This window comes from Klebsiella sp. K5-45, from assembly GCF_030128605.1.
Classification (GTDB): Bacteria; Pseudomonadota; Gammaproteobacteria; order Enterobacterales; family Enterobacteriaceae; genus Klebsiella; species Klebsiella quasipneumoniae.
The window spans coordinates 58,644-81,224 of the sequence record NZ_JAKUZW010000014.1 but is presented as its reverse complement, the minus strand read 5'-3'; the positions used below and the strand labels follow the sequence as shown (position 1 = coordinate 81,224).

General features: G+C 58.9%; 24 protein-coding genes. 15 read left to right on the top strand and 9 right to left on the bottom strand.

The window, feature by feature from the left end; genetic code table 11:
- The 3 genes from waaA to coaD are packed head-to-tail and all read left to right on the top strand — an operon-like array spanning nt 1 to nt 2,527.
- Nucleotides 1-1,275: a lipid IV(A) 3-deoxy-D-manno-octulosonic acid transferase gene (waaA, locus tag MKS11_RS23715; RefSeq protein WP_004205065.1), complete on the top strand. Its 1,275-nt coding sequence runs from the start codon at nt 1-3 to the stop codon at nt 1,273-1,275.
- Nucleotides 1,275-2,051: a glycosyltransferase family 2 protein gene (locus MKS11_RS23710; RefSeq protein WP_048326053.1), complete on the top strand. Its 777-nt coding sequence runs from the start codon at nt 1,275-1,277 to the stop codon at nt 2,049-2,051. Before waaA ends, MKS11_RS23710 begins: the two co-directional genes overlap by 1 nt.
- Nucleotides 2,048-2,527 (top strand): pantetheine-phosphate adenylyltransferase, encoded by a 480-nt coding sequence (gene coaD, locus MKS11_RS23705; RefSeq protein ID WP_004205067.1) that lies wholly within the window; start codon nt 2,048-2,050, stop codon nt 2,525-2,527. Before MKS11_RS23710 ends, coaD begins: the two co-directional genes overlap by 4 nt.
- Before the next feature lie 181 nt (nt 2,528-2,708).
- On the opposite strand, the gene mutM is transcribed toward coaD, so the two are convergent.
- The 4 genes from mutM to radC all read right to left on the bottom strand — a co-directional run bounded on the left by mutM (nt 2,709) and on the right by radC (nt 4,960).
- Nucleotides 2,709-3,518: a bifunctional DNA-formamidopyrimidine glycosylase/DNA-(apurinic or apyrimidinic site) lyase gene (gene mutM / locus MKS11_RS23700; protein WP_032456731.1), complete on the bottom strand. Its 810-nt coding sequence runs from the start codon at nt 3,516-3,518 to the stop codon at nt 2,709-2,711.
- Nucleotides 3,519-3,653: 135 nt separating this feature from the next.
- Nucleotides 3,654-3,821: a 50S ribosomal protein L33 gene (gene rpmG, locus MKS11_RS23695; RefSeq protein WP_002922510.1), complete on the bottom strand. Its 168-nt coding sequence runs from the start codon at nt 3,819-3,821 to the stop codon at nt 3,654-3,656.
- Between the two features lie 20 nt (nt 3,822-3,841).
- Entirely contained in the window at nt 3,842-4,078 is a 237-nt protein-coding gene (rpmB, locus tag MKS11_RS23690; RefSeq protein WP_000091955.1) for a 50S ribosomal protein L28, read from the bottom strand.
- Between the two features lie 216 nt (nt 4,079-4,294).
- Nucleotides 4,295-4,960 carry a RadC family protein gene (radC, locus tag MKS11_RS23685; RefSeq protein ID WP_023319336.1) on the bottom strand — a complete coding sequence of 222 codons (666 nt, stop codon included), beginning with the start codon at nt 4,958-4,960 and terminating at the stop codon, nt 4,295-4,297.
- Nucleotides 4,961-5,132: 172 nt separating this feature from the next.
- Between radC and coaBC the strand changes: the two genes are divergently transcribed.
- The 3 genes from coaBC to slmA all read left to right on the top strand — a co-directional run bounded on the left by coaBC (nt 5,133) and on the right by slmA (nt 7,504).
- Nucleotides 5,133-6,347, top strand: coding sequence for a bifunctional phosphopantothenoylcysteine decarboxylase/phosphopantothenate--cysteine ligase CoaBC (coaBC, locus tag MKS11_RS23680; protein ID WP_032431274.1), 1,215 nt, complete (start codon nt 5,133-5,135; stop codon nt 6,345-6,347).
- Nucleotides 6,325-6,783, top strand: coding sequence for a dUTP diphosphatase (dut, locus tag MKS11_RS23675; protein ID WP_017900056.1), 459 nt, complete (start codon nt 6,325-6,327; stop codon nt 6,781-6,783). The genes coaBC and dut overlap by 23 nt, the downstream gene beginning before the upstream one ends.
- A gap of 124 nt (nt 6,784-6,907) precedes the next feature.
- A complete protein-coding gene (gene slmA / locus MKS11_RS23670) occupies nt 6,908-7,504 on the top strand; it encodes a nucleoid occlusion factor SlmA (protein ID WP_004205072.1) in 597 nt (198 codons plus the stop codon).
- A 46-nt stretch (nt 7,505-7,550) separates the two neighbouring features.
- Here the strand turns inward: slmA and pyrE are convergent, their stop codons facing one another.
- Together pyrE and rph are read right to left on the bottom strand one after the other, a co-directional pair.
- Complete coding sequence (gene pyrE, locus MKS11_RS23665; protein ID WP_004205073.1) at nt 7,551-8,192, bottom strand: orotate phosphoribosyltransferase; 642 nt, start codon at nt 8,190-8,192, stop codon at nt 7,551-7,553.
- A gap of 65 nt (nt 8,193-8,257) precedes the next feature.
- Entirely contained in the window at nt 8,258-8,974 is a 717-nt protein-coding gene (gene rph, locus MKS11_RS23660) for a ribonuclease PH (protein WP_023319338.1), read from the bottom strand.
- A gap of 126 nt (nt 8,975-9,100) precedes the next feature.
- Here rph and MKS11_RS23655 point away from each other — a divergent pair, with 126 nt between their 5' ends.
- On the top strand, nt 9,101-9,964 hold the full coding sequence (locus tag MKS11_RS23655; RefSeq protein ID WP_004205076.1) for a YicC/YloC family endoribonuclease: 864 nt from the start codon (nt 9,101-9,103) through the stop codon (nt 9,962-9,964).
- Between the two features lie 49 nt (nt 9,965-10,013).
- Here the strand turns inward: MKS11_RS23655 and MKS11_RS23650 are convergent, their stop codons facing one another.
- Nucleotides 10,014-11,273, bottom strand: a complete 1,260-nt coding sequence (locus tag MKS11_RS23650; protein WP_049003202.1) for a chloride channel protein — start codon at nt 11,271-11,273, stop codon at nt 10,014-10,016.
- Between the two features lie 275 nt (nt 11,274-11,548).
- Between MKS11_RS23650 and MKS11_RS23645 the strand changes: the two genes are divergently transcribed.
- Nucleotides 11,549-12,166 carry a trimeric intracellular cation channel family protein gene (locus MKS11_RS23645; protein WP_002922654.1) on the top strand — a complete coding sequence of 206 codons (618 nt, stop codon included), beginning with the start codon at nt 11,549-11,551 and terminating at the stop codon, nt 12,164-12,166.
- Nucleotides 12,167-12,171: 5 nt separating this feature from the next.
- Here the strand turns inward: MKS11_RS23645 and ligB are convergent, their stop codons facing one another.
- The gene (ligB, locus tag MKS11_RS23640) at nt 12,172-13,848 is read right to left on the bottom strand and encodes an NAD-dependent DNA ligase LigB (protein WP_087771073.1); all 1,677 of its coding nucleotides are present in this window, start codon (nt 13,846-13,848) and stop codon (nt 12,172-12,174) included.
- A 258-nt stretch (nt 13,849-14,106) separates the two neighbouring features.
- Here ligB and gmk point away from each other — a divergent pair, with 258 nt between their 5' ends.
- From gmk to fpr, 7 genes are all read left to right on the top strand, one after another.
- Nucleotides 14,107-14,730: a guanylate kinase gene (gene gmk / locus MKS11_RS23635; RefSeq protein ID WP_002922664.1), complete on the top strand. Its 624-nt coding sequence runs from the start codon at nt 14,107-14,109 to the stop codon at nt 14,728-14,730.
- A 54-nt stretch (nt 14,731-14,784) separates the two neighbouring features.
- Nucleotides 14,785-15,060 (top strand): DNA-directed RNA polymerase subunit omega, encoded by a 276-nt coding sequence (rpoZ, locus tag MKS11_RS23630; RefSeq protein ID WP_000135058.1) that lies wholly within the window; start codon nt 14,785-14,787, stop codon nt 15,058-15,060.
- An 18-nt stretch (nt 15,061-15,078) separates the two neighbouring features.
- Complete coding sequence (gene spoT, locus MKS11_RS23625; RefSeq protein WP_004205080.1) at nt 15,079-17,199, top strand: bifunctional GTP diphosphokinase/guanosine-3',5'-bis pyrophosphate 3'-pyrophosphohydrolase; 2,121 nt, start codon at nt 15,079-15,081, stop codon at nt 17,197-17,199.
- A 161-nt stretch (nt 17,200-17,360) separates the two neighbouring features.
- Entirely contained in the window at nt 17,361-18,050 is a 690-nt protein-coding gene (trmH, locus tag MKS11_RS23620) for a tRNA (guanosine(18)-2'-O)-methyltransferase TrmH (protein ID WP_023319341.1), read from the top strand.
- 5 nt (nt 18,051-18,055) lie between these two features.
- On the top strand, nt 18,056-20,137 hold the full coding sequence (gene recG / locus MKS11_RS23615) for an ATP-dependent DNA helicase RecG (RefSeq protein WP_023319342.1): 2,082 nt from the start codon (nt 18,056-18,058) through the stop codon (nt 20,135-20,137).
- Between the two features lie 48 nt (nt 20,138-20,185).
- Nucleotides 20,186-21,196 (top strand): class II fructose-bisphosphatase, encoded by a 1,011-nt coding sequence (glpX, locus tag MKS11_RS23610; protein WP_004205085.1) that lies wholly within the window; start codon nt 20,186-20,188, stop codon nt 21,194-21,196.
- Between the two features lie 150 nt (nt 21,197-21,346).
- On the top strand, nt 21,347-22,093 hold the full coding sequence (fpr, locus tag MKS11_RS23605) for a ferredoxin--NADP(+) reductase (protein ID WP_053809860.1): 747 nt from the start codon (nt 21,347-21,349) through the stop codon (nt 22,091-22,093).
- Here the strand turns inward: fpr and MKS11_RS23600 are convergent, their stop codons facing one another.
- On the bottom strand, nt 22,094-22,522 hold the full coding sequence (locus tag MKS11_RS23600; RefSeq protein ID WP_004173894.1) for a DUF805 domain-containing protein: 429 nt from the start codon (nt 22,520-22,522) through the stop codon (nt 22,094-22,096).
- Nucleotides 22,523-22,581: the final 59 nt, after the last annotated feature.

Below are 22,581 nucleotides of genomic sequence, written 5' to 3'. Positions count from 1 at the left end.
TTGGAATTGCTTTATACCACCCTACTTTACCTTATTCAGCCGCTGGTGTGGCTGCGGCTGCTGCTGCGCAGTCGTAAGGCTCCTGCCTACCGTAAACGCTGGGCGGAACGCTATGGCTTCTGTCAGAACAAGGTAGAGCCGGATGGCATTCTGCTGCACTCCGTTTCCGTCGGCGAGACCTTAGCCGCCATTCCGCTGGTTCGCGCCCTGCGCCACCGCTACCCTTCTCTGCCGATTACCGTCACCACCATGACGCCGACCGGCTCCGAGCGCGCCATGTCGGCCTTCGGCAAAGATGTCCATCACGTCTATCTGCCCTACGATCTGCCCGGCGCCATGAACCGCTTCCTGGACACCGTTCAGCCGAAGCTGGTGATCGTCATGGAGACCGAGCTGTGGCCGAACATGGTGGCCGCGCTGCATAAGCGTAAGATCCCGCTGGTGATTGCCAACGCCCGCCTGTCCGAACGTTCCGCCAAAGGCTATGCCAAACTGGGCGGCTTTATGCGCCGCCTGTTGAGCCGTATTACGCTTATCGCCGCGCAGAATGAAGAAGATGGCAACCGCTTCCTCGCGCTGGGACTGAAGCGCAATCAGCTGGCGGTCACCGGCAGCCTGAAATTCGATATCTCCGTTACGCCAGAGCTGGCGGCGCGCGCGGTGACGCTGCGTCGGCAATGGGCGCCGCACCGCAAAGTCTGGATTGCCACCAGCACCCACGATGGCGAAGAGCAAATTATCCTCCAGGCGCATAAAAAGCTGCTGGAGACCTTTCCGAACCTGCTGCTGATCCTTGTTCCCCGCCATCCGGAGCGCTTCCCTGACGCCCGCGACATGGTGCAAAAAGCCGGAATGAGCTTCACTCTACGCAGTACCGGCGAGATCCCCTCCTCCAGTACCCAGGTGGTCATTGGCGATACCATGGGCGAACTGATGCTGCTCTACGGCATTGCCGACCTCGCTTTCGTCGGCGGCAGCCTGGTGGAGCGCGGCGGCCATAACCCGCTCGAGCCGGCGGCGCACGCCATTCCGGTGCTGATGGGGCCGCATACCTTCAATTTCAAAGATATCTGCGCCAAGCTGCAGCAGGACGATGGCCTGATCACCGTCACCGACGCGAACTCGCTGGTCAAAGAGGTTTCCACGCTCCTGACCGATGAAGACTACCGCCTGTGGTATGGCCGTCACGCGGTGGAAGTGCTGCACCAGAACCAGGGCGCGCTGTCGCGTCTGCTACAGTTACTGCAACCTTACCTGCCGCAGCGGAGTCATTAATGTCTAACCGGCTTTCCGTGGTGATGATCGCCAAAAACGCAGCGGACCTGCTGCCGGATTGTCTGGACTCCGTTAGCTGGGCGGATGAAATTATCGTCCTCGACTCCGGCAGTACTGACAGCACCGTCGAGCTGGCTCGCCGCCTCGGGGCGCAGGTCTATATCCATACCGACTGGCGAGGCTATGGCATTCAGCGCCAGCGCGCGCAGGACTACGCCACCGGCGACTGGGTGTTGATGATCGATACCGATGAGCGCGTCACGCCAGAACTCAGGCAGGCTATTCTTAAGGTACTGGAAGCCCCGCAGCGCGGCGCCATCTACAGCATCGCCCGCCGTAACTATTTTCTCGGACGCTTTATGCGCCACAGCGGTTGGTACCCCGATCGCGTCCTGCGCCTGTACGAACGCGCCCGTTACCGCTATAACGATAATCTGGTCCATGAATCGCTGGATAGCCTGGGCGCCGAGGTCATTCCGTTGACCGGCGATCTCCTGCATCTGACGTGCCGCGACTTCGCTGGCTTCCAGCAAAAACAGCTGGCGTATGCCGCCGCGTGGGCGCTGGAACGCCATCAGAAGGGCAAGAAGACCTCGATGGCGGGGATATTCAGCCATACGCTGGGGGCGTTCCTGAAAACGCTGCTGCTGCGCGGTGGGGTGCTGGACGGTAAGCAGGGCTGGTTACTGGCGATGGTCAACGCGCAGTATACGTTTACAAAATATACCGAGCTGTGGGCGCTGAGCCACGGCTACTCGGAGAAAGAGTCATCATGAGCACAAAAGCGATCTATCCGGGTACCTTCGATCCCATCACCAATGGCCATATCGATATTGTCACCCGCGCGGCGAGCATGTTCGATAAAGTGGTGCTGGCTATTGCCGCCAGCCCGAGCAAAAAGCCGATGTTCAGCCTTGATGAACGCATTGCGCTGGCGGAGCAGGCGACGGCCCACCTGGTGAACGTTCAGGTGGTCGGCTTCAGCGACCTGATGGCCAGCTTCGCGCGCGCGCAGCAGGCCAACATCCTGATCCGCGGCCTGCGGGCGGTGGCGGATTTCGAGTATGAGATGCAGCTGGCCCATATGAATCGCCATCTGATGCCCACCCTTGAGAGCGTGTTCCTGATGCCGTGCAAAGAGTGGTCGTTTATCTCCTCTTCGCTGGTGAAGGAAGTCGCGCGCCACCAGGGCGATGTCTCTCATTTCCTGCCAGCCAACGTCCACCAGGCGCTGTTGAATAAGCTGAAGTAACGCATCTGCTGGGGCGTGAGCCACGCGGGCTGGCGCTGCGCTGCTGGGCCATCCACACCGGCTCTGTCTCTGTCTTGATGCCAGGTGGCGCTGCGCTTACCTGGCCTACAAACGCCCCGGGTCCGCCAGATGCGCACCCGCAGTTTCGCTGACCTGCCGACAATCATTCCTGTTCCGGTAACTATTTCTGACACTGGCGGCAATAAAAGGTCGCCCGCTGGGCATGCTTGGTCCCGACGACCGGCGTGCCGCAGATCCGGCAGGGTTCGCCCTTGCGGCCATAGACCTGTAGCTCCTGGGCAAAATAACCGGGCTTGCCATCGCTTTGCAGGAAGTCCTTCAGCGTGGTGCCGCCCTGCTCTATCGAGCGCAGCAGGACCAGCTTAATCACCTTCACCAACTGCTCGCACTCGTCCCGCGACAGCGAGGACGCCAGCCTGTCAGGGTGGATCCCGGCGGAGAACAGCGATTCACTGGCGTAGATATTGCCGACGCCCACCACCAGCTTGTTATCCATCAGCCAGGGTTTGATCGCGGTTTTCTTCTTCGCGCATTTCTGCTGGAGATAGTCGGCGTTGAAGGCATCGCTTAGCGGTTCCGGCCCCAGATGCGCCAGCACCGGGTGGCCTTCCAGCTCTTTGGTCCATAGCCAGGCGCCAAAGCGGCGCGGATCGGTATAGCGCAGGACTTTACCGTTACTCATAACCAGATCAACGTGATCGTGTTTTTCCGCAGGCAGCTCTTCGCTCAGGATGCGCAGGCTCCCCGACATCCCAAGATGGACGATGATCCAGCCGTCCGGGAGTTCCAGAAGCAAATATTTGGCGCGACGTCGCACGCTGAGCACCGGAACGTCGCTCAGGCGATAAATCTCTTCGGAAACCGGCCAGCGCAACCGTCCGTTGCGCACGACGGCGTGCAGAATGGTGGCGCCAACCAGGTGCGGCTCAATGCCGCGACGGCTGGTTTCCACCTCTGGTAATTCAGGCATGATTTTCCTCCATTAACCCGGCGTATTGTGCTTCACGGACAGGTGGCTGAAAAGGGAGTGTGTGAAAGCAATATGGGGGAGTTTTAAAAACAAAAAACCCCGCCGGAGCGGGGTTTTTATACAAGGAGGCTAAAATTATTTGATTTTAGCTTCTTTGTAGATAACGTGCTGACGTACAACCGGATCGTACTTTTTCAGTTCCATTTTTTCCGGTTTGGTACGTTTGTTCTTCGTGGTGGTGTAGAAGTGACCAGTACCAGCGGAAGAAACCAGCTTGATTTTCTCACGAATACCTTTAGCCATGATTTATTTCCTCTAAGTACTTAGTACTTTTCGCCACGGGCACGCAGTTCAGCCAGAACTGTATCGATGCCTTTCTTATCGATTACACGCATACCTTTAGCAGATACGCGCAGGGTGACAAAACGCTTCTCGCTCTCAACCCAGAAACGGTGAGAGTGCAGGTTCGGCAGGAAACGGCGTTTAGTCGCGTTCAGTGCGTGGGAACGGTTGTTACCGGTCACCGGACGCTTGCCAGTAACTTGGCAGACTCGGGACATGTCTATTCTCCAAAAATCAAATTAGCTCGAGCTTCGTATGGGGTATTGGCGCCTCGTCAGGCTTTACAGCCTGGTCATCGCAGTTCAATGTGAACTCTCGACTGCCAGGCCCAAATGCCAAACCCGAGATTCTCAAAGGTGGCGTAGTATACGCTGACTCGGCGATGTGCTCAAGTCCCGAACAGACAAAGATCCCGAAGGATCGCCAGTTCGGGGCTAAATCCAGCCACGTTCGGCAAAAGATACATACGCACCGCGGCCGATAACCAGATGGTCAAGCACACGTATCTCCATGAATCGACAACACTTTACCACCCTTTCGGTAATCAGCCTGTCAGCCTGACTCGGCTCCGGACTACCGGAGGGATGATTATGCGCAAGGATCACGGCGGCGGCGTTCACTTTGATGGCTTCGCGTACAATTTCTCGCGGATGCACCTCAACGTGGCTAAGAGTACCAGAAAAAAGGCGGCTATGTTTCAACACGCGGTTCTGATTATCTAAAAAGATCACCATAAAGATCTCGCGCTCCTCTTCCGTCAGCTGGCTTTGCAAAAATTCCCGCGTCATCGAGGGGGTGATCAGCGCGGCCTCCTCAACCAGCTGCGAGCTAAAATAGCGCCGCGCCAGCTCAGCAATCCCCTTCAGTTGCGCATATTTCGCCAGCCCCAGTCCGTCAACGGCAACCAGTTGCGCTTTATCAGCGGAAAGCAGAGCGTAGAGCGAACCAAAACGCTGCAGTAACGCCTGGGCGTAGCTCAGCACATCCTGACGGCGTGTGCCAATGCGCAGAAAAAGCGCCAGTAGCTCAACATCCGTCAGCGCCTCGATGCCGTATTGCAGCATCTTCTCCCGTGGCATCAGATTTTCCGTTCCGTCCATGCGCCCTCCTGCGTGAATCAGCCTATCCTGGCACAACCTGACGGCGCTGCCGAGGCGCCGCTTTTCACCCTGCGTAGCCGCTCGCAAAGTGAATGCCCGTCAGAGGCACGACCACGTCAGGATTGTGATAAGATGCGCGGATTCTGGTCTATGGCAACAGGAATACATCATGATGACTCTGGCGGGTAAAAAAATCGTCCTGGGCGTCAGCGGCGGTATCGCGGCGTATAAAACCCCGGAACTGGTGCGGCGACTGCGTGAACGCGGCGCGGAAGTGCGTGTCGCAATGACGGAGGCGGCAAAAGCGTTCATCACCCCACTCAGCCTGCAGGCGGTATCCGGCTATCCGGTTTCCGACAGCCTGCTCGATCCGGCGGCGGAAGCGGCCATGGGCCATATTGAGCTCGGAAAATGGGCCGACCTGGTGATCCTCGCCCCGGCGACCGCCGATTTGATTGCCCGCGTGGCGGCCGGCATGGCTAACGATTTGGTGTCGACGATCTGTCTTGCCACCCCTTCTCCGGTTGCCGTCTTGCCCGCCATGAACCAGCAGATGTATCGCGCGCAGGCCACCCAGCATAATCTGCAGACGCTCGCTTCCCGCGGCCTGCTGCTGTGGGGACCGGACAGCGGTAGCCAGGCCTGCGGCGACATCGGCCCGGGGCGAATGCTCGATCCGTTAACCATCGTGGAGATGGCCGCACAGCATTTCGCCTCCCCTGTCAAAGATTTGCAACATCTCAACCTCATGATTACCGCGGGCCCGACCCGTGAACCGTTGGATCCGGTGCGTTACATCTCTAACCACAGCTCCGGTAAGATGGGCTTCGCGATTGCCGCCGCCGCCGCACAGCGCGGCGCGAACGTGACCCTGGTCAGCGGACCGGTATCACTTCCGACACCGCCCTTTGTGCAGCGTATTGATGTCACTACCGCGCTGGAAATGGAAGCGGCCGTCCAGGCCGGCGCTCAGCAGCAGCACATTTTTATTGGCTGCGCCGCGGTGGCGGATTACCGCGCCGCCGCCATCGCCGAAGATAAAATAAAAAAACAAGGTGATGAATTAACAATAAAAATGGTTAAAAACCCGGATATCGTGGCCGGGGTTGCAGCGCTAAAATCGCATCGCCCCTACGTCGTTGGGTTTGCCGCCGAAACGAATAATGTGGAAGAATATGCGCGGCAAAAACGTGCCCGCAAAAACCTCGACCTGATTTGCGCCAACGATGTTTCCCAGCCTAATCAGGGCTTTAACAGCGATAGCAACGCATTACACCTTTTCTGGCAGGATGGGGAAAAGCGCTTACCACTTGAGCGCAAGGAACTCCTGGGCCAATTATTACTCGACGAGATCGTGACCCGTTATGATGAAAAAAATCGACGTTAAGATTCTGGACCCGCGTGTCGGCCAGCAATTTCCGCTGCCGACCTATGCCACCTCCGGCTCCGCCGGACTTGACCTGCGAGCCTGTCTCGACGACGCCGTAGAGCTTGCGCCGGGCGCAACCACGCTGTTGCCGACCGGCCTTGCGATTCATATCGCCGATCCCTCTCTGGCGGCGGTGATCCTGCCGCGCTCGGGCCTGGGTCATAAGCATGGCGTGGTGCTGGGCAACCTGGTGGGCCTTATCGACTCCGATTACCAGGGGCAGCTGATGGTGTCCGTCTGGAACCGCGGTCAGCAGAGCTTTGTTATCGAGCCGGGCGAACGTATCGCGCAGATGGTCTTTGTGCCGGTCGTGCAGGCGGAATTTAACCTGGTGGAATCTTTCGATGCCACCGACCGCGGCGAAGGCGGCTTCGGTCACTCAGGGCGCAAATAGGCCCAGCAACACGGAGTCTGCATCCCAACGCGCATAATGCAATAACACCACCGCAAACTCTGGTTTGCGGTCGCGTTGTGGATGTCTGCCTGACAAGTGCTTATTTTCAGGGGTATTTTAAAACATGGCAGAAAAGCAAACTGCGAAACGGAATCGTCGCGAAGAAATACTTCAATCTCTGGCGCTAATGCTGGAATCCAGCGATGGTAGTCAACGTATTACCACCGCGAAACTGGCGGCTTCCGTCGGCGTCTCTGAGGCCGCGCTGTATCGCCATTTTCCCAGCAAAACCCGCATGTTTGACAGCCTGATCGAGTTCATTGAAGACAGTCTGATTACGCGCATCAATTTGATTCTGAAAGATGAGAAGGACACGTCCGCGCGCCTGCGCCTGATTGTTCTGTTAATTCTTGGGTTTGGCGAGCGTAATCCTGGGCTGACGCGCATCCTCACCGGACACGCGCTGATGTTCGAACAGGACCGGCTGCAGGGCCGTATCAACCAGCTTTTTGAACGCATCGAAGTGCAGCTGCGTCAGGTGATGCGCGAGAAAAAAATGCGCGAAGGCGAAGGCTACACGCTCGACGAAACGCTGCTGGCCAGCCAGCTGCTCGCCTTCTGCGAGGGCATGCTGTCGCGCTTTGTGCGCAGCGAGTTCAAATACCGTCCGACGGATGATTTCGACGCCCGCTGGCCTCTGGTCGCCGCACAGCTACAGTAGTTTTCTTTGCATTGCCCGGTAGCGCTCTGCTTACCGGGCTTTTTCGTTACACGCCGTAGGCTTCGCGATAAGCGCGAACGGCCGCCAGGTGTTCCGCCATCTCCGGTTTCTCTTCCAGGTAAGCGATCAGCTCTTTCAGGGTTACGATCGAGATAACCTGGCAGCCGTAATCCCGCTCCACTTCCTGAATGGCGGAGATTTCACCGCGGCCGCGCTCCTGACGATCCAGGGAGATCAGCACGCCCGCCAGCTGCGCGCCGTTGGCCTGGATGATCTCCATGGATTCGCGAATCGCCGTACCGGCGGTGATCACGTCATCCACCAGCATGACCCGCCCCTGCAGTGGACTACCGACCAGATTGCCGCCTTCGCCGTGAGTCTTTGCCTCTTTACGGTTAAAGCAGTAAGGCAGGTCGCGGTCATGGTGTTCGGCTAACGCCACCGCGGTGGTGGTGGCGATCGGGATCCCTTTGTAGGCCGGGCCAAACAGCAGGTCGAACTCAATCCCGGAATCCACCAGCGCCTCGGCATAAAAACGGCCCAGCAGAGCCAGATCGCGCCCGGTGTTAAACAGGCCGGCGTTAAAGAAATAGGGGCTCTTACGCCCGGATTTCAGCGTAAACTCGCCAAACTTAAGAACCTGCTTGCTTAGCGCAAACTCAATAAACTGGCGCTGATACGGCTTCATGGATTCGCTCCTCATCTTACTTTTTTACGGTCAAAAAAAAGGCGACTTCTCAGTCGCCTTAAAAACTAATCTGCTAACGCCGCCTTCTGCGTCGTAATAATGGATTCGATCCCCCCTCGGGCTAACGCCAGGAGAGTGAGGAGCTCTTCATGGGTGAACGGCTCGCCTTCTGCCGTACCCTGCACCTCAATGATGCGACCATCTTCGGTCATCACCACGTTCATGTCGGTTTCCGCGGCAGAGTCTTCGATGTACTCCAGATCGCAGATGGCTTCGCCATTAACGATCCCAACAGAGACCGCCGCCACCATCCCTTTCATCGGGTTAGTTTTCAGCTTGCCGGCCGCCACCAGCTTATTCAGCGCGTCGGCCAGCGCCACGCAGGCACCGGTAATAGACGCGGTGCGGGTGCCGCCGTCGGCCTGCAGCACATCGCAGTCGAGGGTGATAGTAAATTCGCCCAGCGCTTTCAGATCAACCGCCGCGCGCAGCGCACGGGCGATCAGGCGCTGAATTTCCATCGTCCGGCCGCCCTGCTTGCCTTTTGCCGCTTCACGCGCGTTACGCGTGTGCGTTGAACGCGGCAGCATGCCATATTCAGCGGTGATCCACCCCTGTCCCTGTCCTTTCAGGAAACGCGGAACGCCTTCGTCAATGGAGGCGGTGCACAGCACTTTGGTATCACCGAATTCAACCAGCACAGAGCCTTCAGCGTGTTTTGTGTAATTACGGGTCAGGGTGACGGGGCGCACCTGGTTGGCGCTACGACCTGCTGGACGCATGATAGAAATCTCCGGCTTGAAACGAATGTGGCTGCGCATTATACGGATTAAAGGCGCTTATTCCTATCCTGATAAGGCCTCGAAAGCTATAATCCTCCCCACTCTCCTTTAAAAACAGGAACGACTATGATCCGCAGTATGACCGCCTATGCCCGCCGTGAAATCAAGGGTGACTGGGGTAGCGCCGCATGGGAGCTGCGCTCGGTAAACCAGCGCTATCTGGAAACGTACTTCCGCCTGCCGGAGCAGTTCCGTAGCCTGGAGCCCGTGGTACGCGAGCGCATTCGCGCCCGCCTGACTCGCGGTAAAGTCGAATGCACCCTGCGTTTTGAACAAGACCCCAGCGCTCAGGGCGAACTCATTCTCAACGAAAAGCTGGCTAAACAGCTGGTTAACGCTGCCAACTGGGTGAAAATGCAGAGCGATGAAGGGGAAATCAATCCGGTTGATATCCTGCGCTGGCCGGGCGTGATGGCCGCCAAAGAGCAGGATCTTGACGCCATCGCCGCCGACATTCTGGCAGCCCTTGACGGCGCGCTGGATGACTTCATCGTCGCTCGCGAAACGGAAGGCCAGGCGCTGAAAACGCTTATCGAGCAGCGTCTTGAAGGCGTGAGCGGCGAAGTGGCGAAAGTTCGCGCTCATATGCCGGAAATTCTCCAGTGGCAGCGCGAGCGTCTGGTCGCCAAGCTGGAGGATGCGGAAGTGCAGCTGGAGAATAACCGTCTCGAGCAAGAGCTGGTGCTGATGGCGCAGCGTATCGACGTTGCCGAAGAGCTGGACCGCCTCGAAGCCCACGTGAAAGAGACCTACAACATTCTGAAAAAGAAAGAGGCCGTGGGTCGCCGTCTCGACTTTATGATGCAGGAGTTCAACCGTGAGTCGAACACCCTGGCGTCAAAATCGATCAATGCCGAGGTCACCAACTCCGCGATTGAGCTGAAAGTGCTGATCGAGCAAATGCGCGAGCAGATCCAGAATATCGAGTAATCTCAGATACCTTTCTGAAGGCCGGTTTACCGGCCTTTTTTCATCCATTTCAAAAGCAATATTTCTTATCCAGTACCCGGCAGGTCAAAAACGCCCCTGCCGCGCACAGCAGCGTCGGGGCCAGATAGCTGTGATCCATGTGGGTGAATTCCATCACCAGCACCACCGCCGTCAGCGGCATCTGCATGGAGGCGGCGAGAAAAGCGGCTGCTCCCACCAGGGCGAAACTACTTTCATCTCCGCCGGGGAACCCTGATTGCCAGAGCGCGCAGAGCAGCAGGCTGGCCAGCCCGCCCACCGCCAGCCCCGGGGTTAGCAACCCGCCCTCCGCGCCGCCGCGCAGCACCGCCAGGATCACCACCATCTTCAGCCCTAACAGGATCGCGACCATGGAGAGAGGCAGCCCGTCGCTGAGCGCCAGCTGCATCGGCCCCTTGCCATTGCCCGGTAGCGCAGGGAACCAGAGGCTCAGGACGGCAAGAAGTGAAAACGCCAGCAGACAGAACACTGGCATCTGCCAGTTACTTCGCACGCGTGAACGCGCTGCGTTGGTCGCTTTGCGAAAGAGCCAGGCGCCGGCGCCCAGAATCGGGCCCACCAGAATCGCCCACCAGAGAAAGGTGTGCGGAAGCGCGCTGGAAACAAAATGGTATTGCGATTCATCCCCTAACCCGAGGGTGGCCGTCCAGGCGGCAATCGCCGAGGTCATTATCGCCGCCAGCGTTTTTTCCCAGCTAAACGACAGCAGCATGACCTCGAGGGTGAACAACGCCCCTGCCAGCGGGACGTTATACACCGCCGCCAGGCCCGCGCCCGCCCCACAGGCAATCAGCGTGCGGGTGTCATCCTCCAGCAGGCTCAGCTTACGCGCCACCATCCCCCCTCCCAGCGCGCCCATTTCCCGCGGCGCCACTTCGCGGCCAAGCGGGGAACCCAGCGCTACGGTGACGATCTGCAACAGGGCGTGGATCGTCGTGGTGCCCGCGGGCATAGGGACGGAAGGGTTAGCCGCCGCCGCGGCAATGGAAACCCGCTTCTGCCCATAGCGACCAAGCAGCCACCAGCCAAATCCGGCGACGATGCCGCCGGCCACGATTGCCGCGATGCGACGTGGCCAGGGCGACGCCGTGACGCCCTGTAAAAATGACACCGAACCGACGATCTGCCCGGAACTGTAGCCAAAAGCCAGGTGCTGAATGGCGTGTAAAATCAGTGCCAAAACCATGCCGGACAGACCGGCCAGAATCCCGGTTAATACCACGGCCAACAGGCGAGTCAGAGAATGTTTGCTCCCGGCGGCGACACGCATTTTCTCATCTCCTCGAGAAAGAAAATAAAAGGATAAAGGTCGGGACTTAAACATTAGGTATTCGTAGCGTTTTCAATATAGAAAATCGATCGGGAACAAGTCATTACTTTTTCTAATCTTTAAAAATTCAAAAAATAGAAGTCAACCGCCAATTAAAGCCAATTTAATCTATATTGGCATTAGTTTTTCCTGGCCTAACGATTTCACTTTAGAAAATCTCAATCGTGATCCTGCGCACAAATCGTTAACCTGCCGGCCACTGTCTGGGGGGATCTATGCTGCTTCATGTTCTGTATTTAATCGGTATCACCGCGGAAGCCATGACCGGAGCGCTGGCTGCCGGGCGTCGGCGGATGGATACGTTCGGCGTCATTATTATCGCCACCGCGACCGCGCTGGGCGGGGGTTCCGTTCGCGATATCTTGCTGGGACACTATCCTCTCGGCTGGGTGAAGCATCCGGAATACGTCATTATTGTCGCCGTCGCCGCCGTCCTTACCACAATTGCCGCCCCGGTAATGCCGCACCTGCGCCGGCTTTTCCTGGTGCTGGATGCGCTGGGGCTGATCGTATTTTCCATCATCGGTGCGCAAATCGCCCTGGATATGGGAGAAGGGCCGGTTATCGCCTCTATTGCTGCGGTCATCACCGGCGTTTTTGGCGGTGTACTGCGCGATATGTTCTGCAAACGCATTCCGCTGGTCTTCCAGAAAGAGCTGTACGCCGGGATCTCGTTTGCCGCAGCGGTACTCTATATAGCGCTGCAACATTACGTTAGCAGCCACGATGTGGTGGTCCTGGCCACGCTGCTGTTCGGCTTTACCGCCCGCATGCTGGCGCTGCGCTGGAAGCTCGGGCTACCGGTCTTCCACTACACCCACGACGCCCACTAACCGCCTCAAAACCCGGGGATGCGTTGCCCGCTAAGCCATTGCGCCAGCGCCGCCACGTCAGGGTGATGCAGGAAAGCCACCAGCTGTCGGGCTCTGATCGCCCCCACGCCCGGCAGCGTGCGCCATTGCGCTTCACTCTTTGCCGTGAGGAGGCGCCAGTTTTCATTTCCAGGCTGCGCCAGCGCCTCCTGGGGCACCGGGATCCCCATCGCCAGCACCCAGCGTATAAAAGGCCGTTTACGAATAAGATCAAACTGATGCCAGAGGTGCTGCCCACGGGCGGCCGAGATCCCAGACATCGCCTGCAGCTGCTCCGACGTGAGCGCCAGCCAGGAAAAAAGATGCTCCATCGGGTGCTGCCGCTGAATGACGCGCCATACGTTTTCCCCTACGCCATCGATATCCAGCACCGACTTTGATGACAACCAGACCAGCCGGGAAAGAAACTGTTCGCTGCACTCAGGGGTGGCGAAATAACAGGTTAGCGCATTGAATTTGGCCGCCGGCGGCGTCGGTTTAAGGCGCTCGGCCATCCGCCAGACGACCGCGTCGATCCGTGGAATACCCTGACCTGCCAGACTGATCTGCAGCTGATCGCCAACCCCAATATCCAGCGCCTGCCAGCGGGCCACAGAGCCAACGTTAACCCGCTGCACGCGTTTGTCATCCAGTCGCTGGGGCTCAAGCTCAGCCACTACGTTGACTCTACCGCTGCGGCCGGTACTGAAATGGATCGCCCGCACCTCCATCACCCGCGATGCCGGAGGATATTTCCAGGCTGCCAGCCATTCGCCCTTTCCCGGTGACCAGACGCGCCCCGCCGGTTCGCGCTCTTCACGCACAATCACGCCATCGCTGACGAAGGGCAGCGGCGAGCGATACCACCGCTGGCGCCACTCCGCCACCTGCTCAACACGCGTCACCGGATGGGTGTATTGTCCGCTGTAGATAAACCCCGCCTGCGCCAGCAGCTTCTGACGACGGCGCATATCCGACGGACCGTCTGGCCAGGCCCAGATAAAAACGTCCAGCTGGCTGAGGGGCGCCGCCGCGTCAGCCCGCATCATCAACCCAGCGACTTTCGCCCGCGCGTTCATTCCGCCAGCCTGCTGCTGAACATGCCCCTCCCGACGCAGAAACAGCTCCCCCTGCAGCACGCTGTTGGCCAGTTCGCCGGTCGTCAGCTTCGCCAGCGCCGGGATCTGCCGCGCTCGGGCGGTCCACAACTCACCGCGCAGGCCATCCCCGCGGCTGATAGCCTGAACCAGATGCCCCTGGCGATAGACCAGGGTTACCGCCACGCCGTCCACCTTAGGCTGTATCCACAGGTCGGTTTTATTTTTCATCCAGCGGGCCAGGCTGGCTTCATCCGCCAGCTTGCGTACGCCGGTATGGGCGACCGGATGACGCGTATCGCCGGTCGGTGGAGACAGACCGTCCTCCTCAGGCGTCGCGCCCGGAAAGCATTGCCGCCACTGCGTCAGGCGCTGGGTGAGCTGGTCGTAAACGTCATCACTCACCTCGCTGGCGCCCTGTCGCCAGTAAGCCTCGTTCCAGGCGTCAATCTGTTGATGAAGACGTGCAATCTCCTGTCTGCCTTTAGCCGGCGGCCAGTCCGGGCACGTCGCCAGCGCGCTGGCAGAGAACATCCCTATCGCCAGCCACCCCCCTCCTTTACGCATTGCAGTTCCCTCCTTCAGCACCTGACGGAGAGTCTGCGGCAGAATACCGGAAACCGCGACGGGGGCTTTTTCACCCTGCGAAGCGCCTTCCAGGATTTGCACCTCGTTGCAGCAACAGCTGGCGAATTCAGGAAAACGGCAGGCAAAATGAAAGAAACAGCGGCAAAAAGTGTGACAAGGACTGCGTCACGCCGCGGCGACGTGTATAATAGGCTCGTATGTAGGACCTCTTTCGATAACCACATACAAAAGACACTCATGGCTCAAGGCACGCTTTATATTGTTTCCGCCCCTAGCGGCGCGGGTAAATCCAGCCTGATTCAGGCTTTATTAAAAACCCAACCGTTGTATGACACCCAGGTATCGGTTTCCCATACCACGCGGGCGCCGCGTCCGGGTGAAGTGCACGGCGAACACTATTTCTTCGTGAATCACGACGAATTCCGCTCGATGATTGGCGAAAACGCGTTTCTGGAACATGCAGAGGTCTTTGGCAACTATTACGGCACGTCGCGTAAAGCGATCGAGCAGGTGCTGGCGACCGGTGTTGATGTCTTCCTCGATATCGACTGGCAGGGCGCGCAGCAGATCCGTAAAAGCATGCCGGGCGCACGCAGCATTTTTATTCTGCCGCCGTCAAAAGATGAACTGGACCGTCGCCTGCGCGGCCGCGGCCAGGACAGCGAAGAGGTGATCGCGAAACGAATGGCCCAGGCCGTTGCGGAAATGAGCCATTACGCCGAATATGATTACCTGATTGTGAACGATGATTTTGACACCGCCCTGAGCGACCTGAAAAATATCATCCGCGCTGAACGTCTGCGCATGAGCCGCCAAAAGCAGCGACATGGCGCTTTAATCACCAAACTATTGGCAGACTGAACCCACATTCAGTATCATGCCCAGTCATTTCTTCACCTGTGGAGCATTTTAAGTATGGCACGCGTAACTGTTCAGGACGCTGTAGAGAAAATTGGTAACCGTTTTGACCTGGTACTGGTCGCCGCGCGTCGCGCTCGTCAGATGCAGGTAGGCGGAAAGGATCCGCTGGTACCGGAAGAAAACGATAAAACCACCGTAATCGCACTGCGCGAAATCGAAGAAGGTCTGATCAACAACCAGATCCTCGACGTACGTGAGCGCCAGGAACAGCAAGAGCAGGAAGCCGCTGAATTACAAGCCGTTACCGCGATTGCTGAAGGTCGTCGTTAATCACACAGCGGGTCGCCCTTGTATCTGTTTGAAAGCCTGAATCAGCTGATTCAAAACTACCTGCCGGAAGACCAGATCAAACGTCTGCGGCAGGCGTATCTCGTTGCACGTGACGCTCACGAGGGTCAGACACGTTCAAGCGGTGAACCTTATATCACGCACCCGGTCGCGGTAGCCTGTATTCTGGCCGAGATGAAGCTCGACTACGAAACGCTGATGGCCGCGCTGCTGCATGATGTGATTGAAGATACTCCCGCCACCTACCAGGACATGGAACAGCTTTTTGGTAAAAGCGTCGCCGAACTGGTAGAGGGGGTATCGAAACTTGATAAGCTCAAGTTCCGCGATAAGAAAGAGGCGCAGGCCGAAAACTTTCGTAAAATGATCATGGCGATGGTGCAGGACATCCGCGTCATCCTCATCAAGCTTGCCGACCGCACCCACAACATGCGTACCCTGGGCTCGCTACGCCCGGATAAACGCCGCCGCATCGCCCGCGAAACGCTGGAAATCTACAGCCCGCTGGCGCACCGTTTAGGTATCCATCACATCAAAACTGAGCTCGAAGAGCTGGGCTTTGAGGCGCTGTACCCGAACCGCTACCGCGTCATTAAAGAGGTGGTCAAAGCGGCGCGCGGCAACCGTAAAGAGATGATCCAAAAGATCCTCTCGGAAATCGAAGGGCGTTTGCAGGAAGCGGGAATCCCCTGCCGCGTCAGCGGTCGCGAAAAGCATCTGTACTCGATCTACTGCAAAATGGTGCTCAAAGAGCAGCGTTTTCACTCGATCATGGATATCTACGCCTTCCGCGTTATCGTCCATGATGCCGATGTCTGCTACCGCGTGCTTGGCCAGATGCACAGCCTCTATAAACCGCGTCCAGGTCGTTTCAAAGATTACATCGCCATTCCGAAAGCGAACGGCTATCAGTCTTTGCACACCTCGATGATCGGCCCCCACGGCGTCCCGGTCGAGGTACAAATTCGTACCGAAGACATGGACCAGATGGCGGAGATGGGGGTCGCAGCGCACTGGGCTTATAAAGAGCACGGCGGCGAAAGCAGCACCACCGCGCAAATCCGCGCCCAGCGCTGGATGCAAAGCCTGCTGGAGTTGCAGCAGAGCGCCGGCAGCTCGTTTGAATTTATTGAGAGCGTTAAATCCGATCTGTTCCCCGATGAGATTTACGTTTTCACCCCGGAAGGGCGCATTGTCGAACTGCCCGCTGGCGCCACGCCGGTGGACTTCGCCTATGCGGTGCATACCGATATCGGCCATGCCTGCGTCGGCGCGCGCGTCGACCGCCAGCCCTATCCACTGTCGCAGCCGCTCTCCAGCGGTCAGACTGTCGAAATTATTACCGCGCCGGGCGCACGTCCGAATGCCGCCTGGCTGAACTTTGTCGTCAGCTCGAAGGCGCGCGCCAAGATCCGTCAGCTGCTGAAAAACCTCAAGCGCGATGACTCGGTCAGCCTTGGCCGTCGTCTGCTCAACCACGCGCTGGGCGGTAGCCGCAAACTCGCCGAGATCCCGCCGGAGAATATCCAGCGCGAGCTCGACCGGATGAAGCTGGCCTCGCTTGACGATCTGCTGGCGGAGATCGGTCTGGGCAACGCCATGAGCGTGGTGGTGGCGAAAAACCTGCAGCAGGGCGAAGCCGCTGCGGCACCGGTGCCGGCCAATGCCTCGAACCACGGCCATCTGCCAATCAAAGGCGCCGATGGCGTGCTGATCACTTTCGCCAAATGCTGTCGTCCGATCCCCGGTGACCCGATTATCGCCCACGTCAGTCCCGGCAAAGGGCTGGTTATCCATCATGAATCCTGTCGTAACATCCGCGGCTACCAGAAAGAGCCGGAGAAATTTATGGCGGTTGAGTGGGATAAAGAGACCGCTCAGGAGTTCATTACGGAAATCAAGGTGGATATGTTTAACCACCAGGGCGCATTGGCTAACCTGACGGCGGCGATCAACACCGCCTCTTCCAATATCCAGAGTCTGAATACGGAAGAGAAAGATGGCCGCGTATACAGCGCCTTTATCCGCCTGACCGCCCGCGACCGCGTGCATCTGGCGAATATCATGCGCAAAATCCGCGTCATGCCGGACGTGATTAAAGTCACCCGTAACCGAAATTAGCTTTTAGACAAAACATTCGAATTGCATCAAGGCAGCAAGCGAATGACAAATCTGCCGGGAGCAGATTTGAACGCTGCTTGCAGGTCCCGTCAGGGGCGAGGCCCAGGGATGGGCCGCGTGATCCGCAGCGACTAAAGAGGTAATTCGAAGGATGAAGTGTAATGAATTCACAGCGTTATGCGCGTATCTGCGAGATGCTCGCCAGGCGTCAGCCTGACCTGACGGTCTGCATGGAGCAGGTCCATAAGCCCCATAACGTCTCTGCGGTCATCCGGACCGCAGACGCCGTTGGCGTACACGAGGTGCACGCAGTCTGGCCGAGCAGCCGGATGCGCACCATGGCCTCCGCCGCCGCGGGCAGCAACAGCTGGGTGCAGGTGAAAACCCACCGTACCATCGCAGATGCCGTCGGCCACCTCAAAGGCCAGGGTATGCAAATCCTCGCCACCCATCTTTCCGGCAAAGCCATCGATTTCCGTGAAATCGACTATACGCGCCCAACCTGCATCCTGATGGGTCAGGAGAAAACCGGCATCACTCAGGAAGCGCTGGCCCTGGCCGATCAGGACATTATTATCCCGATGATCGGCATGGTGCAGTCGCTGAACGTCTCCGTCGCCTCGGCGCTGATCCTGTATGAAGCCCAGCGGCAGCGACAGAACGCCGGGATGTACCAACGCGCCAACAGCATGCTGCCGCCGGAAGAGCAGCAGCGCCTGCTGTTTGAAGGCGGCTATCCGGTGCTGGCCCGCGTCGCGAGACAGAAAGGGCTACCTTACCCCCACGTTAACGAGCAGGGCGAAGTGGAAGCCGATGCCGCGTGGTGGGCCACCATGCAGGCTGCGAGGTAAACCCTATGTCAGGCCGCCTGTTAGATGCCGTTCCGCTCAGTTCACTCACCGGCGTTGGGGCTGCGCAGAGCAGCAAGCTGGCGAAGATCGGCCTGCATACGGTACAGGATCTGCTGCTGCACCTGCCTTTGCGCTACGAAGATCGCACCCATCTTTACCCGATAGCCGATCTGCTGCCCGGGGTTTATGCCACCGTGGAAGGCGAAGTGCTCAACAGCAATATCACCTTCGGCGGCCGCCGAATGATGACCTGCCAGATCAGCGATGGCACCGGCATCCTCACCATGCGCTTTTTCAACTTCAACGCGGCAATGAAAAACAGCCTCGCGACCGGTCGACGAGTGCTGGCCTACGGTGAAGCCAAACGCGGGAAGTACGGCGCCGAGATGATCCACCCGGAATACCGCGTCCAGGGCGATATGAGCACCCCGGAGCTGCAGGAGACCCTGACGCCGGTCTACCCGACTACCGAAGGCATTAAGCAGGCGACCCTGCGCAAGCTCACCGATCAGGCGCTCGAGCTGCTCGAGACCTGCGCAATTAGCGAACTCCTGCCGCCGGAGCTGGCGCAGGGGATGATGAGCCTGCCGGAGGCGCTGCGTACGCTGCACCGTCCGCCTCCCTCCTTGCAACTTAGCGAGCTGGAAAGCGGCAAGCACCCGGCGCAGCAGCGCCTGATTCTGGAAGAGCTGCTGGCGCACAACCTTAGTATGCTGGCGCTACGGGCAGGCGCCCAGCGCTATCACGCCCTGCCGCTCGGCGCCAACGATACCCTGAAAAATCAGCTGCTGGCCTCCCTGCCCTTTAAGCCCACCGGCGCGCAGGCGCGGGTCACCGCCGAGATCGAGCGCGATATGGCGCTGGACGTGCCGATGATGCGCCTGGTGCAGGGCGACGTCGGCTCCGGTAAAACGCTGGTCGCCGCCCTGGCCGCTCTGCGCGCTATCGCCCACGGCAAACAGGTGGCGCTGATGGCGCCCACCGAACTGCTCGCCGAGCAGCACGCCAACAACTTCCGCAGCTGGTTTGCACCGCTGGGCATTGAGGTCGGCTGGCTGGCGGGCAAACAGAAAGGCAAAGCACGCCAGGCGCAGCAGGACGCTATCGCCAGCGGCGAGGTGCAGATGATTGTCGGCACCCACGCCATCTTCCAGGAACAGGTGCAGTTTAACGGCCTGGCGCTGGTGATCATCGACGAACAGCACCGCTTCGGCGTACACCAGCGGCTGGCGCTGTGGGAGAAAGGTCAGCAGCAAGGTTTCCACCCGCATCAGCTGATCATGACCGCCACGCCGATCCCGCGCACCCTGGCGATGACCGCCTACGCCGACCTCGATACCTCGGTTATCGACGAGCTGCCGCCGGGCCGAACCCCGGTGACTACCGTCGCTATCCCGGACACCCGGCGCAGCGATATTATTGACCGCGTGCGCAACGCTTGCACCCACGAAGGCCGCCAGGCGTATTGGGTCTGTACGCTGATTGAGGAGTCCGATCTGCTGGAGGCCCAGGCGGCGGAAGCGACCTGGGAGGAGCTCAAGCTGGCGCTGCCGGAGCTGAATATCGGTCTGGTGCACGGGCGGATGAAACCGGCGGAGAAGCAGGCGGTGATGCAGGCTTTCAAGCAGGGCGAAATGCATCTGCTGGTGGCCACGACGGTCATTGAAGTCGGTGTCGACGTACCGAACTCGAGCCTGATGATTATCGAAAACCCGGAACGTCTGGGTCTGGCGCAGCTGCACCAGCTCAGAGGGCGCGTCGGGCGCGGCGCGGTCGCTTCCCACTGCGTGCTACTCTATAAATCGCCGCTCTCTAAAACGGCGCAGAAACGCCTGCAGGTGCTGCGTGACAGTAACGACGGTTTCGTCATCGCCCAGAAAGACCTTGAAATTCGCGGTCCCGGTGAGCTGCTCGGCACCCGCCAGACCGGCAACGCTGAGTTTAAAGTGGCGGATTTGCTGCGCGATCAGGCGATGATCCCCGACGTTCAGCGCATTGCGCGCCACATTCATGAACGCTATCCGCTGCAGGCCCAGGCGCTGATCGAGCGCTGGATGCCGGAAACCGAACGCTATTCCAACGCGTAGCGCGCTTTTGCCGCGCTGCGGGCAATCTTTCTACACAATGAGTGGATTATGAAACGAGAACTGGCCATCGAATTTTCGCGTGTCACCGAAGCCGCCGCGCTGGCGGGCTATAAATGGCTTGGCCGCGGCGATAAAAACTCCGCCGACGGCGCAGCGGTTAACGCCATGCGCATTATGCTTAACCTCGTCAATATCGACGGCACCATCGTTATCGGCGAGGGCGAAATCGATGAAGCGCCGATGCTCTATATCGGCGAAAAAGTGGGCACCGGCCAGGGCGATGCGGTGGATATCGCCGTCGATCCCATCGAAGGTACTCGGATGACGGCGATGGGCCAGGCTAATGCCCTGGCAGTGATGGCGGTCGGCGATAAAGGCTGCTTCCTCAACGCGCCGGATATGTATATGGAAAAGCTGATTGTCGGCCCAGGCGCTAAAGGCGCTATCGATCTCAATCTGCCGCTGGAAGAGAACCTGCGCAATATCGCCCGCGCGCTGAACAAGCCGCTGGGCGAGCTGACCGTCACCGTGCTGGCGAAACCGCGCCACGATGCGGCGATTGCTCAGCTGCAGCAGCTGGGCGTGCGCGTGTTCGCCATTCCCGATGGCGACGTCGCGGCCTCCATTCTCACCTGCATGCCGGATAGCGAAGTGGACGTGCTGTACGGCATCGGCGGCGCGCCGGAAGGGGTGGTTTCCGCCGCGGTGATCCGCGCGCTCGACGGCGATATGCAGGGCCGCCTGCTGGCTCGTCACCACGTGAAGGGCGACAGCGAAGAGAATCGCCGCATCGGTGAAAACGAGCTGGCGCGCTGCAAAACCATGGGCATCGAAGCGGGTAAAGTGCTGCGCCTTGATGAAATGGCGCGCAGCGATAACGTCGTCTTCTCCGCTACCGGCATCACCAAAGGCGATCTGCTGGACGGCATTACCCGTAAGGGCAATATGGCCACCACCGAGACGCTGCTGATCCGCGGCAAGTCGCGCACCATCCGTCGGATCCAGTCGATTCATTACCTCGACCGTAAAGATCCGGACGTCCAGCAGCACATCCTGTAATACCGCTTTCTCTCCTCCAGGCAACCGTCCGCGGGCGGTTGTCCTGTTCTTCGTTTATATTTGATCAATAGAGCTTTCTTGCGCCTGCGGGGTGGAAATCTTGCCCGTCTGGGCCGAAGATAAGGCATCGCTTGGCAACAGGAGAAGACGATGGCGGACTGGGTTAGCGGCAAAGTGACAAAAGTGGAGTACTGGACGGACGCCTTGTTCAGTTTATACGTGCGGGCGCCTGTCCATCCGTTTACCGCCGGGCAATTTACCAAGCTCGGGCTGGAAATCGACGGCGAACGCGTGCAGCGCGCCTACTCCTACGTCAACGCCCCCGGCAATCCCGATCTCGAGTTCTATCTGGTCACCGTCCCGGAAGGCAAGCTGAGCCCGCGTCTGGCGGCGCTGAAACCGGGCGATGAGGTCCAGGTGGTGAGCGAAGCGGCTGGCTTCTTCGTCCTCGAGGAAGTACCGGACTGCGATACTCTGTGGATGCTGGCGACCGGCACCGCCCTCGGGCCTTATCTGTCGATTCTCCAGGAAGGCAAAGATCTTGAGCGATTTAATCATCTGGTGCTGGTCCACGCCGTGCGCTACGCCGCGGACCTGAGCTATCTGCCGCTGATGCGCGAACTCGAGCAGCGCTACGCCGGCAAATTACGCATCCAGACGGTGGTCAGCCGCGAAACCGTGTCAGGCTCGCTGACCGGCCGGGTGCCGTTCCTGATTGAAACCGGGGCGCTGGAGGAGGCAGTCGGCCTGCCGATGACCCGCGATACCAGCCATGTGATGCTGTGCGGCAACCCGCAGATGGTGCGCGATACCCAACAGCTGTTAAAAGAGACCCGGCAGATGACCAAACATCTGCGTCGCCGGCCGGGCCACATGACGGCGGAGCACTACTGGTAATCAGGCGTCCGCTTTCCAGCGCACGTCCTGGGTCTCCTTGCCGAACTTATTCTCGCCCTGGGTGCCGACAAACGCCCCCAGGTCGATCAGCATCATGACGATAATCAGCGTCGGCACAAAGCGCCCGACGCCCCACTGCCAGACCTGCGGCAGCATCGCCCAGTTCCCCGCCAGCAGCATCCACGCCAGAATCATCAGCAGCGCCCACAGTCCGGATTTGCCGCGATCGTGCAGCCGCTTCACCACCACCGCCGCCGTCGGCCACAGCAGGCAGACAATAATAAACGCCGCCGTCTGCAGATTAAGCAGATTGCTGCCTGCCAGGGTGAACAGCGCGCTCATGGTCACCAGCCAAATGGCAATCCAGATCCAGAAATCGCGGCGGCCAATGCGCCCTTTAATTGAGAATAACCACTGCTGTAGGGTCATGCGTTTTTCCTTATCATCATCGTCTACGTAGTTTACCCTGGCGTCGTGACTTTTTGACA